This window comes from Streptomyces sp. CLCI03 (genome assembly GCF_053615355.1).
On sequence record NZ_CM132132.1, the window covers coordinates 2860061 to 2871891 of the forward strand.

13 protein-coding genes are annotated in these 11831 nt (G+C 71.1%); 6 read left to right on the plus strand and 7 right to left on the minus strand.

All coding sequences use genetic code 11. The features are described 5' to 3' along the window. Positions 1 to 2 precede the first annotated feature (2 nt). Entirely contained in the window at positions 3 to 1082 is a 1080-nt protein-coding gene (locus tag ACWG52_RS12805) for an AAA family ATPase (RefSeq protein ID WP_389805832.1), read from the minus strand. Between the two features lie 131 nt (positions 1083 to 1213). After that, a complete protein-coding gene (locus tag ACWG52_RS12810) occupies positions 1214 to 3367 on the minus strand; it encodes a VMAP-C domain-containing protein (RefSeq protein WP_389805835.1) in 2154 nt (717 codons plus the stop codon). Positions 3368 to 3472: 105 nt separating this feature from the next. Between ACWG52_RS12810 and ACWG52_RS12815 the strand changes: the two genes are divergently transcribed. The 3 genes from ACWG52_RS12815 (at position 3473) to ACWG52_RS12825 (ending at position 4641) form a co-directional block, all read left to right on the plus strand. Beyond that, on the plus strand, positions 3473 to 3661 hold the full coding sequence (locus ACWG52_RS12815; RefSeq protein ID WP_030730893.1) for a DUF6104 family protein: 189 nt from the start codon (positions 3473 to 3475) through the stop codon (positions 3659 to 3661). A gap of 121 nt (positions 3662 to 3782) precedes the next feature. Next, complete coding sequence (locus ACWG52_RS12820) at positions 3783 to 4151, plus strand: hypothetical protein (RefSeq protein WP_453128726.1); 369 nt, start codon at positions 3783 to 3785, stop codon at positions 4149 to 4151. A gap of 64 nt (positions 4152 to 4215) precedes the next feature. After that, positions 4216 to 4641, plus strand: coding sequence for an HD domain-containing protein (locus tag ACWG52_RS12825; RefSeq protein WP_390138215.1), 426 nt, complete (start codon positions 4216 to 4218; stop codon positions 4639 to 4641). Positions 4642 to 4852: 211 nt separating this feature from the next. Here the strand turns inward: ACWG52_RS12825 and sodN are convergent, their stop codons facing one another. Further along, the gene (sodN, locus tag ACWG52_RS12830) at positions 4853 to 5248 is read right to left on the minus strand and encodes a superoxide dismutase, Ni (RefSeq protein ID WP_030009413.1); all 396 of its coding nucleotides are present in this window, start codon (positions 5246 to 5248) and stop codon (positions 4853 to 4855) included. A gap of 171 nt (positions 5249 to 5419) precedes the next feature. On the opposite strand from sodN, the gene sodX reads away from it, so the two are divergent. Then, positions 5420 to 5842, plus strand: a complete 423-nt coding sequence (sodX, locus tag ACWG52_RS12835; protein ID WP_390137937.1) for a nickel-type superoxide dismutase maturation protease — start codon at positions 5420 to 5422, stop codon at positions 5840 to 5842. Here sodX and ACWG52_RS12840 read toward each other — a convergent pair. Beyond that, a complete protein-coding gene (locus tag ACWG52_RS12840; protein WP_033218713.1) occupies positions 5746 to 6375 on the minus strand; it encodes a CGNR zinc finger domain-containing protein in 630 nt (209 codons plus the stop codon). The two genes, sodX and ACWG52_RS12840, sit on opposite strands and share 97 nt — an antisense overlap. 83 nt (positions 6376 to 6458) lie before the next feature. On the opposite strand from ACWG52_RS12840, the gene ACWG52_RS12845 reads away from it, so the two are divergent. Then, positions 6459 to 7247: a methyltransferase domain-containing protein gene (locus ACWG52_RS12845; protein ID WP_390166244.1), complete on the plus strand. Its 789-nt coding sequence runs from the start codon at positions 6459 to 6461 to the stop codon at positions 7245 to 7247. Between the two features lie 105 nt (positions 7248 to 7352). Here the strand turns inward: ACWG52_RS12845 and ACWG52_RS12850 are convergent, their stop codons facing one another. Genes ACWG52_RS12850 through ACWG52_RS12860 form a run of 3 tightly spaced genes read right to left on the minus strand, consistent with a single transcriptional unit; the run spans position 7353 to position 10060 of the window. Next, on the minus strand, positions 7353 to 8117 hold the full coding sequence (locus tag ACWG52_RS12850; RefSeq protein WP_390137932.1) for an amino acid ABC transporter ATP-binding protein: 765 nt from the start codon (positions 8115 to 8117) through the stop codon (positions 7353 to 7355). After that, a complete protein-coding gene (locus ACWG52_RS12855) occupies positions 8117 to 9058 on the minus strand; it encodes an amino acid ABC transporter permease (RefSeq protein ID WP_390137930.1) in 942 nt (313 codons plus the stop codon). Before ACWG52_RS12855 ends, ACWG52_RS12850 begins: the two co-directional genes overlap by 1 nt. 39 nt (positions 9059 to 9097) lie before the next feature. Continuing rightward, entirely contained in the window at positions 9098 to 10060 is a 963-nt protein-coding gene (locus tag ACWG52_RS12860) for an ABC transporter substrate-binding protein (RefSeq protein ID WP_390137928.1), read from the minus strand. Between the two features lie 526 nt (positions 10061 to 10586). Here ACWG52_RS12860 and ACWG52_RS12865 point away from each other — a divergent pair. Then, the gene (locus ACWG52_RS12865) at positions 10587 to 11789 is read left to right on the plus strand and encodes an NAD(P)-dependent malic enzyme (protein WP_150259204.1); all 1203 of its coding nucleotides are present in this window, start codon (positions 10587 to 10589) and stop codon (positions 11787 to 11789) included. Positions 11790 to 11831 lie beyond the last annotated feature (42 nt).

Here is an 11831-nt window from a genome sequence, read left to right on the forward strand (position 1 = left end):
GATCACCTCGGACGGTCGAGGCGTTGGATGAGCAGGTCCGCGAGGTCCTCCCGGGTGGGCGGGGCGGCGTAGTGGGTCAGGTACACGGCGTTGAGGAGTTGGTCGGCGGCGACCAGTTCGGACTGGGAGCGGCTGAGGAACTCCCGGATCAGGTCGGCCCCGAGGCGGGCGGCCTCCTCGCCGAGGTGGGCGCGGACCATGGTGGCGAGGCGTTTCTCGCCCGGCTGCCCGAGCTTCAGCTGGATGCAGCGGCGCAGCAGGGCGGCGGGGAAGTCCCGTTCCCCGTTGCTGGTCAGGATGATGAAGGGGAAGGCGTGGCAGCGGACGCGGCCGCCGCGGACGGTGACCTTGGTCCCGTCGTCGGTGAGCACCTGCACCTCGGGCTCGGCGTCGGCGACGCGTTCCAGCTCGGGGAGGGCGAACTCCCCCTCCTCCAGGACGTTCAGGAGGTCGTTGGGGAGGTCGATGTCGCTCTTGTCGAGCTCGTCGATGAGCAGGACGCGGGGTCGGGCGGTCGGCAGCAGGGCGGTGCCGAGGGGCCCGAGCCGGATGTACTTCCCGATGCCGGGGACCCCGGGGTCCGTGGCGGCGGCCGGTACCCCGGCAGTGGCGCCGGTACCGGAGCCGGAGCCGGTGCCGGAGCCACTGCCGGTGCCGCTGCTCGCCGCGATCTGTACGTCCTGCAGTCGGGCCAGGGCGTCGTAGCGGTAGAGGCCGTCCTGGAGCACGGTCCGGGACACGACGGGCCAGCGCAGCACCCGCCCCAGCTTCAGCTCGTGGGCGACGGCGTGCGCGAGGGTGGACTTCCCGGTGCCGGGGAAGCCGGTCACGAGCAGGGGCCGGCGCAGGTACAGGGCCGCGTTGATGGCCTCCAGCTCCTCCGGTTCCGGCCGGTGCAGTTCGGCGGCCTGCCGGTGCGCGCCGAGCCGCCGGGCCACGTTGCCGTCGGCGACCCGGGCCGGACCGTCCGGCTCGGCCACGGGGCCGCCGTCGAAGTCCCGCCAGGGCGGCGGGTCGGGCAGTGCGTCGATCCCGTCGTGGGGTTCGCCCACCCCGCGGTAAATGAGCCACTCGTCGTTCATGGTGCTCCTGCTCCCTCCCTCGCGTCCGCCGCTCGCGTCCACCCGCGTCCACCCGCGTCCACCCGCGTCCACCCCGCGCCCGCGGCGCCCTCACGCCGTCGCGGTCGCCGTCGGCGCCGTCACCGCCGCCGTCACAGGTCTCCCTGGAGCGGTTCCTCGTCCGGCAGCGGCCGCGCCGGGTCCTCCCACACCAGGCCCGTCCCGGCCGCCCAATAGGCGTCGGGGTCCGCCGCGTACGCCCTCCCCCGGAGGTTCCGCAGTCGCTCCGGGAGCACCTCCGCACGTCCGGCGTCGGCCAGTTCCTCGCGCAGCCCGCGGTGGAAGGGCGCGCAGGAGGCTCCCGGGTCGGGAGGTGGCCGTCGGGTCACCGCCACCCCGTACCCGGCGTCCCGTACCGCGTGCAGCGACCCGAGGGTGGGCTCCTGGTCGGCGGCCCGGCAGTGCACCGGCACGGTGTTGTCGGGGAGGCCCGTCAGCCACTCGGTGGCGGGGGTGCGCGGGCGACCCCGTACGCAGTCGGCGCGTTCGTCCTGCAACGGTCCCGCCTGGACCCGCGCCCAGCGGGCGGAGGCGTCGGTGCCCTCGCGGTCGGCGGGGTGTTCCCTGGCCCCGCCCGGGTGCGTGCCGGCGGGGTGCGTGGTGCCCGGGTTCGCGCCGGCGGGGTGGCGCAGGACCACCGGCCGCTGCACGCCGAGCGGTACGCCGCCCACCACCACCCATTCGTCGACCGCCAGCCCGAACAGCGCGGGGGCCACGGCCACTTCGAGCAGGGCCACCGTCTCGTGGGTGTCGCAGCGCCGGAAGCCTTCGGCGAGCGGGGCCCGTAACGCCTCCGGCAGACCCGTCAGGGTGGCCCGTACGCCCGAGTCCACCGGCGTCAGCCGGCCGGCGTGCGCGGGACCGGCCAGCACCGAGACCCGCCAGTCGTAGACGTCCTCCCAGCCGTGCGCCCAGACCTCCAGCAGCACCGAGGCCCCGGGCGGCAGCCCGCCGGACCGCTTCGCCGGGCCGTGGACCGCCCGCCCGGCCGAGGCCCGACGGCGCCGCTCCCGCTCGGCGAGACCCCGTTCGTGGCGCTCGCCCAGCTCGCGCCGCAGCGGCCGCCACAGCCGCTCGGCCGTGGCCCGTACCCAGTCCCACAGCTCCTCGTCCGCGCCCGGGGTGACCGGCTCGCGGTGGTCGGCCACGCTCACGTCCGTCGCGTAGCGGAGCATCGCCGCGGCCTCCGGCGTCCCACCGGGCGGGTCGTGCAGCAGCCCCAGGCCGTCGCGCCAGCTCAGCGGGGCCGGTGGCAGCGGGTCCGGTTCCTCGCCGCGCGCCGCCTCGACCAAGGCCCGTACGACCTCGGAGGAGCCCGGCGGGGGCAGCTCGGCCAGCAGCCCGCACAGGGTGGTGCGCTCGCCGGGGGTGAGCCGGCCCCGGCCCGCGTACGGGTCGCCCTCCGGCGGCGGGAGCTCGCCGTGCACGTCCGTCCAGGTCCGCCGGTTGTCGAGATCGCTGAGGTGCTGGTCGTAGTGGTGGAGGTCGTGGGCCTGCATGATCCGGCGGTAGAGCCCGACCTGGCCGCGTGCGGCCATCGGCAGGGTGCGCAGCTGTACGACGGAGACGGCGAGCCCGCCGCCGCCCGTCCGGCGCCGGGCCTTGAGCACGCCGACGACCTCGCCGCGGGCGAGGTCCACCACGGGCCCGCCGGACATGCCGGGCTCGATCTCGTCGTCGTCGCCGAGCCGGATGGCCGCGCCGTTGCCGGCGGTGCCGCGCAGGCGGGTGGTGCGGCCGGTGATCTCGGGCGTGCCGAGGTCCTCGGTGCAGCCGAAGTAGGCGACCTCGTCGAAGCGGGGCCTGGAGCGGTCGGTCACGTACACGCAGGCGTGCGAGACGGGGGCCAGGACCCTGACCAGCGCCAGGTCGGGCAGGTCCCACAGGGCGTGCCGGCCGGGCCGCCGTTCCTCCAGCCGCTCGGGCAGGACGCACTCCACGCGCCCGGTGACCGTGCCGGTGCCGCTCCCGGCGGAAAAGGTGATGCCGACCTCGCGTCCCGTCAGACGCACCGCAGCACCCCCTTCGCCGACCACGTGCGCACACGTCAGGACCCAGCCGGGGGCGACGAAGAAGCCGCTCCCCCAGGTGGGACCGGTCCGATGACTGCGAGGGTTCTCATACCCTCCCGGCGGGGCGTGAACGCGTACGGTCGCCGCCTGGACGAGGGGCTCCAGAAGCTCGAAGGCGCGCGCGGATCCAGTCGTGCGCCCGTCCGTCATCCGCACCCCCCGCTCGTTGGGCATCCAGGCTAGACCCGGGAAGGGCGCAGGCGGGAGGTCTCGCCTTAAGGCGGATTATCCTGGCGGGAAACACCCCCTGCAGACCCCCATCACGGCACGGAGCCCGACTTGTACTTCACCGATCGCGGCATCGAGGAGCTGGAGAAGCGGCGCGGCGAGGAGGAGATCACCTTCGAGTGGCTCGCCGAGCAGCTGCGCACCTTCGTCGACCTGAACCCGGACTTCGAGGTCCCGGTGGAACGCCTGGCCACCTGGCTGGCCCGGCTGGACGACGACGAGGACGCGGACGACGAGTGACCCCCGGGGGGCCGGGCACCGGCCTGACGGCCCCGCCCGGACCCCACCCCTACTGGCCGGTTCTGTCCGCCGGCACCGAATTGCCTCGGCTCCGGCGCCTCCGGCGGGCACGATGGGCCCGGTGAAGGACCTCCCGCCCGGCCTGCCGCCGGCCCACTCGCGCAAGTGGCACAACCGACGCTGGTGGGACCAGCTGGGCTACCTCCGCGTGCGCTCCTTGGGAAACCCGCGGTGGCCCCGCGACATGCCGTGGCTGATCACGTGGCTGCGACGCGAACGCCCGACGGCCCTCCCCACGGATCAGCTCCTCTACGACGAGGCGATCGCCGCGGCGCGGCACTACGCACGCCTCCCCCGGCACGCGCCGGAGGCCGAAAGCGCATGGGACCGTCTTCTGGAGCCGGTGGACGAGCTGTTGACCCGCCGCCAGGCCAGACACCTGACCGCGGCCCACGAAGCCCGCACCGGGCAGTCCGACGCAGGCACCTGACCGTCTCAGCGCTCGCCGACAATCTCGGTTGCTCCGGGAGCATTCGGGTCACACGCGGGAGTCCCTGTCCGAGGCCTTCGGGGTCTCCGCGGACACGGTGGCGGCCTGGGAGTCACACGACACCCAGGAGACCCGCACGGGGGACGTCAACCACCTCGGCAAGAAGTACGCGACGAGCGCCGACCCGGTGGCGGTCACGGCCGATCAGACCCTCGGCATGCCGGAGCGGCTGGCCTCGGCGATTCACGAACTCGTCGCCGAGTACGAGGCCAAGGACTCGCCGGAGGCCGTCTGCGCACGTGACGCCGACAAGTTGGAGTGCATGCTCCAAGGCATCGAGTACAAGGCCCAGGGACACGCCAACGCCCAGCGGTGGATCGACAACAGCAGGGCCCGCCTCACCACTGAGACCGGGCAACGGCTGGCCGACGAGCTGCTGGACCAGGAACCGCTCGACTGGCTGCGGACCGTTCTCGGCGAGAAGCACTGACGGCGGGCCTGGAGCCATGCCCGGGCAGGGGCGAGCGGTGGCGTACTCGTGGGGTGTGGCGCTGGACGCCGTCGACGGACTGGGGCGGCCCGGTCGGCAGGACGCCCCGTAGGGGCTGCGTACGACACCGGCCCGGCCGCTCGGGGCGGTCGGGCCGGTGTCGTGTGCGCTCCGGTGACGGAGCGCTGGGAGGTTCCTCGGGCGCCCGGGATCAGGCGGCCTTGGTCTCCCAGAAGATGCGGTCGATCTCGGCGATGAGCTCAAGAGCCTTCGCGCCGGTCGCCGGGTCGTTCGACGCCTTGGCGGCCGAGAGGGCCTTCAGGGTGTCGTTGACCAGGGTGTGCAGCTGCGGGTACTTCTCGAAGTGCGGGGGCTTGAAGTAGTCGCTCCACAGCACCGAGACGTGGTGCTTGGCGAGCTCGGCGCGCTGCTCCTTGATGGTGATGGCGCGCGCGCGGAAGTCGGCGTCTTCGTTGGCCTGGTACTTCTCCTGCACGGCCTTGACGGACTCGGCCTCGATGCGGGCCTGGGCAGGGTCGTACACGCCGCACGGAAGATCGCAGTGGGCGGAGACCTTCGCCTTGGGGGCGAAGAGGCGGGAAAGCATGGAGTTTGTCCTCCTCGTGATCGTCTTCTCAAGGGGGAGATTACTCGCTGAACAACCGGATTTCGCGGCCGCCCCCATGGGCTTAGGACAAAAGTCCAGGGGCGCGGCCGGACCGGTGAGCGAATGTACGGACCCGTGCGGCAGCATGCGGGGGTGACGAGGAGGACACGCATGGTGGAGAACGGGCGCCCGCGCAGGCGGTTCGAGGTGGTGGAGGTGACGGGGCCTTCGATGGTGCCCACGCTGCTGAACGGGGACCGGCTCGTGGTCCGGTACGGGGCTGCCGTACGGCCGGGCGACGTGGTGGTGCTGCGGCATCCGCTCCAGCAGGACCTGTTGGTGGTCAAGCGCGCGGTGGAGCGGCGGCCGGGCGGCAGCTGGTGGGTGCTCGGCGACAACCCGTACAACGAGACCGGCGACAGCACCGTCTTCGGGCCGGTGCCCGCCGAGCTGGTGCTGGCGACGGCGGTGCTGCGCTTCCGGCCGCGCGAGGAGGATCAGCGTTCGCTGAGGGCGCGGCTGTCCTGGGCGGCCTCGGCGCTGCGCCCGCTGTGGGCGGACGCCTCGGCCTCCAGCCGCTTGCGGGCGCGGTAGGCGGCCACGTTCGCCCGGGTGGCGCAGCGGTCGGAGCAGTAGCGCCGGGAGCGGTTGGTGGAGGTGTCGAGGTAGGCGTTGCGGCAGGGCGCGGCCTGGCACAGTCCCAGGCGGTCGGGGCCGTGCTCGGTGAGGGCGAAGGCCAGCCCCATCGCGGCCATGGCGGCGTAGCCGGCCGAGGCGTTCGAGGGGTGCTCGGCGAGGTGGATGTGCCAGTCGGGGCGGCCGTCGTCGGCAAGGGTCTCGTGGCCGGACACCTGGGGGCTGACGGGGAACTCCATGAGCAGCGAGTTCAGCAGGTCGACGGCGAGGACCTCGTCGCCGCCGTCGGCGGCCTCGAAGACGGAGCGCAGGCGGCCGCGGACGTTGCGGAAGCGGGTGACGTCACCGTCGGTGACGCGGCGCGCCATCTGCTGACTGGCGCCGAACAGGGCGCGGACGGCGTCCACCGAGGTGAGCGAGTCCTTGTTGCGGGCCGGCTCCTCGGTGTTGACCAGGCGCACGGCGAAGTCCGAGTAATGGGCCAGTTCCACTTGTAGTCCTTACGGCTGCGGATTAGTGTCCCAGGTAACGGCTGAGACGTCTTCGAGGGTATTACGTGTGGAGGGGGTTCGGGATGACGGATACGGCGAACACGACGGATGCGACCGGAGCGACGGGCACGACCGACTGGCAGGCCTGGCAGGACAGCTGGGACCGACAGCAGGAGTGGTACATGCCCGACCGCGAGGAGCGGTTCCGCGTGATGCTGGACATGGTCGAGGCACTGGTGGGACCCGCCCCCCGGGTGCTGGATCTCGCATGCGGTACGGGAAGTATTACGGACCGCGTCCTCAAGCGGTTCCCGGAAGCCACCAGTACGGGCGTCGATCTCGACCCCGCCCTGTTGACCATCGCCGAGGGGCACTTCGCGGGTGACGCACGCGTCACCTTCGTGACCGCCGACCTCAAGGACCCGAACTGGCCCGACGCCCTCCCCCGCACCACGTACGACGCGATCCTGACGGCCACCGCCCTGCACTGGCTGCCGAGCGAGGGGCTGACCGTCCTGTACGGGCAGCTCGCACCCCTCCTGCCCCCGGGCGGGGTGTTCATGAACGCCGACCACATGCCCGACCCGGCCACCCCGCGCATCGACGCCGCCGAGCACGCCCACCGGCACGCCGGCATGGACCGGGCCAGGGCGGCCGGGGCGGTGGACTGGCGCGAGTGGTGGGCGCTGGCGGGCGCCGAGCCGGCGCTGGCCGAGCAGGTGAAGCGGCGCTTCGAGATCTACGGGGAGCACGCGGACGGCGACACCCCCTCCGAGGCCTGGCACGCCGAGACCCTGCGCGCCGCAGGCTTCGCGGAGGCCCGTACGGTCTGGCGCTCCCCCTCGGACGCCCTGGTCCTAGGTCTGAAGTAGGGACCTGGAGCGGCAATCCGGAACCCGGAAAGGACTGAGGGGCGGTACGGGGATCCGTACCGCCCCTCGTCCGTCCGCGGACGCGGACCGCAGCACCTGTCGGAGCTACAGCACCTTGGAGAGGAAGGCCTTCGTGCGGTCGTGCTGGGGGTTGCCCAGGACGTCGCGGGGGTGGCCGGACTCCACGACGACGCCGCCGTCCATGAAGACGAGGTTGTCGCCGACCTCGCGGGCGAAGCCCATCTCGTGGGTGACCACGATCATGGTCATGCCCGATTCGGCGAGGTCCCGCATGACGTCGAGGACGTCACCGACGAGCTCCGGGTCGAGCGCCGAGGTGGGCTCGTCGAAGAGCATCAGCTTCGGTTCCATGGCCAGCGCGCGGGCGATGGCCACGCGCTGCTGCTGGCCGCCGGAGAGCTGGGTGGGGTAGTTCCCGCCCTTGTCACCGAGGCCCACGCGGTCCAGGAGCTTGATGGCACGCTCGCGCGCCACCGCCTTCGACTCCCCCTTGACCATGACCGGGGCTTCCATCACGTTCTCGATGGCCGTCATGTGCGGGAAGAGGTTGAAGCGCTGGAAGACCATGCCGATGTCCCGGCGCTGGGCCGCGACCTCGCTGTCCTTCAGCTCGTAGAGCTTGTCACCCTTCTGGCGGTAGCCGACGAGCTCCCCGTCGACGTACAGCCGTCCGGCGTTGATCTGCTCCAGGTGGTTGATGCACCGCAGGAAGGTCGACTTGCCGGAGCCGGACGGGCCGACCAGACAGAAGACCTCACGCGGGGCGACCTCCAGGTCGATGCCCTTGAGGATGTGCGCCGCACCGTAGGACTTGTGGACGCCCTCGGCCTTCACCATGGCAGTCGTCATCAGGCCACCGCCTTGCGATTCGAGAAGCTGGACAGTTTCGCCTTGATCTTCTGCAGCGGTGTCGGCGGCAGCGAGCGGAGCGCGCCACGGGCGTAACGGCGCTCCAGGTAGTACTGGCCGACGCTGAACACGCTGGTCAGGGCGAGGTACCAGATCGACGCGACGAAGAACATCTCCATCACCGCGAACGAGGTCGAGGCGATGTCCTGGGCGGCGCGCAGCAGGTCGAAGTACTGAACGGCCACGACCAGCGACGAGGTCTTCAGCATGTTGATGAACTCGTTGCCCGACGGCGGCACGATCACCCGCATGGCCTGCGGCAGCACGACGCGACGCATCGTCTGCGTGCGGGTCATGCCGAGCGCGTGCGAGGCCTCGGTCTGGCCCTCGTCGACCGACTGGATGCCGGCGCGGACGATCTCCGCCATGTACGCGCCCTCGTTCAGGCCCAGACCCAGCAGGGCGGCCAGGAACGGCGTCATGACCTGGGTCATCTCGTCCTTGTAGAACCCGAGGTTCAGGATCGGGAAGATCAGGGCGAGGTTGAACCAGATCAGCAGCTGCACGTACACCGGGGTGCCGCGGAACAGCCAGATGTAGAACCAGGCGATCGTGCTGGTCACCGGGTTCTTCGAGAGCCGCATGACCGCGAAGAGGACGCCGAGGACCAGACCCAGGGCCATCGAGGTGATGCTGATCCAGACCGTGTTGACGACACCGCGCAGGATCGACGGGTCGAACAGCTTCTCCGGCACGGTGGCCCAGCGCACGTTGCCCTGCGAGAAGGCGACGGCGAGCGCCACGACCAGGCCGATGACGACCACGGCGCTGATCCAGCGGCCGTAGTGGCGCACCGGGATGGCCTTGATGGCCTCGGGGGGGACGGCCCCGGCCGGCGGGGTGTCCGCCGGGCCCGGGACCTTGTCGAGCTTGTCAGTCACAGTGACTGCCCTTCAGTGTGCTGCGGTGGTACGCGGAGATCAGGAACCGGCGTTGATCTTGGCCTCGGTGACGGCGCCGGAGCCGGCGTTCCACTTGTCCAGGGCGGCCTTGTACGTGCCGTCCTTGATGACCGCGTCAAGGGCTTCCTTGAGCGCGTCGCGCAGCTGGGTGTTCTTCTTGTCCACCGCGATGCCGAAGAGACCGGCGTCGGTCGGGTTGGCGATGGCCTCGAAGTCGTTGCCGCCGCCGGCGGTCTGCGCGATGTACGCGGCGACCGGGGAGTCGTTCAGGTCGGCGGCGGCGCCACCGGCCTTCACACGGGTCTGGGCCTCGGCGTCGGTCGGGAAGGACTCGATCTTGAGCTCGCCCTTGCCCTCCGTCTTGCACTTCTCGGCCTGGGTCTTGGCCGACTCCTCGTACGTGGTGCCGCGCTGCACGGCGACCGTCTTGCCGCACAGGTCGTCGAGGGTCTTGATGCCCTGGGGGTTGCCCTTCTTGACCAGGATGCCGGTCGAGGCGGAGAAGTAGTCCACGAAGTCGACACCGGCACCGGTCTTGGCGCCCTTGTCGTCCAGGCCCTCCTGACGGGCCTTGGTGTCGGTGAGCGAGGACATGACCAGGTCGCTGCGGCCCGTCTGCATGCTGCCGATCAGCGTGTCGAAGGTGCCCGACTCGAACTTGAACTGCACGCCGAGCTGCTTGGCCAGGGCCGCCGCCACGTCGGGGTCGACACCGACGATCTTGCCGCCCTCGGTGAACTCCATCGGCGCGTAGGTGGCGTCCGTGCCGACCTTGATGACACCGGCGTCCTGGATCTTCTTCGGGAGCTTGGAGAAGAGCGGGGCGCTGCTGTTGGCGGCCGCGCCCGAGGGGGTGCTGGAGGCCTTGTCGGTCTGGTCACCACAGCCGGTGAGGATCAGGGCGCCCGCGACCGCGATCGCGCCGACCGCGGCGATCCGGGACCGTGCGGCGGTCGTACGACGGGTGGTGCTAGCGGTCATGGCTTGGTTCCTCCGGCGCTGGTGGAAAAGCAACGAAAAACGGTCGGACACGCACCATCGAGTGTCGCGACCTTGTGTGATTACGGCATCTTGCCATTCGGACTGAGACATTCAGGGTGCCCGTCAGGTCAAAATCGCATAACGGGCGCCCGGGGTAGCCCAACAGGACTGCGGAGAACGGGGTTCGAGGCCGCAGATACTGCTGTGACCTGCTGTTTTTACCGCAGTTTCTACGGGGCGTCTCGCCCACTGGACGGCAAGGTTTGGACTTTTCGCCAAAAGCCGGGCAGCGGGCCTACAGTTGAGCGGGAATCGACTCGTCTGGGCGAGCGTTCTTCGGGTAGAACAGATCCTTACACCCCTCATCCGGGGCTCAGGGCGCGCGTGCGGCGCGCCCGCGCGTACGAACCTCCCCTTCGCGGAGACGGGCCAACCGTTGACGCGGAGTACGGACGCGGTGCCCGCCCACCCCTTAACCAGGAGTGGCCACCCTCAACGAACAAAAGGAATTAAGGGGTCACACGAAGTGGCAGCGGAGATCGTCAACCCTCGCAGCGACAGCGCGACGGACAACAACCCCGACGCGGTGTTCGCGCTGCACCGGGGCGGCAAGATGGCCATCCAGGCCACGGTTCCGGTGAACGACAAGGACGACCTGTCCCTCGCGTACACGCCGGGCGTGGCAAAGGTGTGCACGGCCATCGCCGAGCAGCCGGAGCTGGTGAACGAGTACACCTGGAAGTCCAACGTGGTCGCCGTCGTCACCGACGGCACGGCCGTGCTCGGCCTCGGTGACATCGGCCCGGAAGCCTCCCTCCCCGTGATGGAGGGCAAGGCCATCCTCTTCAAGCAGTTCGGTGGTGTGGACGCGGTTCCGATCGCGCTCGCCACCAAGGACACGGACGAGATCGTCGAGACGGTCATCCGTCTGGCCCCGTCCTTCGGCGGGGTCAACCTGGAGGACATCTCGGCGCCCCGTTGCTTCGAGATCGAGCGCCGCCTCCAGGAGGCACTGGACATCCCGATCTTCCACGACGACCAGCACGGCACGGCCATCGTGACGCTGGCCGCGCTGCGCAACGCCGCCAAGCTCACGGGTCGCACCCTCGGCGACCTGCGCGCCGTGATCGCGGGCGCGGGCGCGGCCGGTATCGCCATCGCCAAGATCCTCGTGGACGCGGGTATCGGCGACGTCTGCGTCACCGACCGCAAGGGCGTCGTGTCCGCGGACCGCTCCGACCTGACGGACGTCAAGGCGGAGATCGCGGGCCTGACCAACAAGACCGGTCAGACGGGCTCCCTGGAGACCGCGCTGAACGGCGCGGACGTCTTCATCGGCGTCTCCGGCGGCTCCGTCGCCGAGGAGGCGGTGGCCACCATGGCGAAGGACGCGTTCGTCTTCGCCATGGCCAACCCGAACCCGGAGGTCCACCCGGACGTCGCGCACAAGTACGCGGCGGTCGTGGCCACGGGCCGTTCGGACTTCCCGAACCAGATCAACAACGTGCTGGCGTTCCCGGGCATCTTCGCGGGCGCCTTCAAGGTGCGCGCCACCCGGATCACCGAGGGCATGAAGATCGCCGCCGCCGACGCCATCGCCGGCGTCGTGGGTGACGAGCTCGCCGCCGACTACGTGATCCCGTCGCCGTTCGACGAGCGCGTGGCCGAGGCCGTCGCCACGGCCGTGGCCGCCGCGGCCAAGGCCGACGGAGTGGCCCGCCTGGTCTGAGACCGGAGCCGAGCAGTACGCAGAGGCCCGACCGGATCCTTC

Coding starts and splice junctions, on each gene's coding strand:
- ACWG52_RS12805 (WP_389805832.1), bottom strand. CDS start 1,082: ATGAACGACGAGTGGCTCATTTACCGCGGGGTGGGCGAACCCCACGAC.
- ACWG52_RS12810 (WP_389805835.1), bottom strand. CDS start 3,367: ATGCCCAACGAGCGGGGGGTGCGGATGACGGACGGGCGCACGACTGGA.
- sodN (WP_030009413.1), bottom strand. CDS start 5,248: ATGCTTTCCCGCCTCTTCGCCCCCAAGGCGAAGGTCTCCGCCCACTGC.
- sodX (WP_390137937.1), top strand. CDS start 5,420: ATGGTGGAGAACGGGCGCCCGCGCAGGCGGTTCGAGGTGGTGGAGGTG.
- ACWG52_RS12845 (WP_390166244.1), top strand. CDS start 6,459: ATGACGGATACGGCGAACACGACGGATGCGACCGGAGCGACGGGCACG.
- ACWG52_RS12850 (WP_390137932.1), bottom strand. CDS start 8,117: ATGACGACTGCCATGGTGAAGGCCGAGGGCGTCCACAAGTCCTACGGT.
- ACWG52_RS12860 (WP_390137928.1), bottom strand. CDS start 10,060: ATGACCGCTAGCACCACCCGTCGTACGACCGCCGCACGGTCCCGGATC.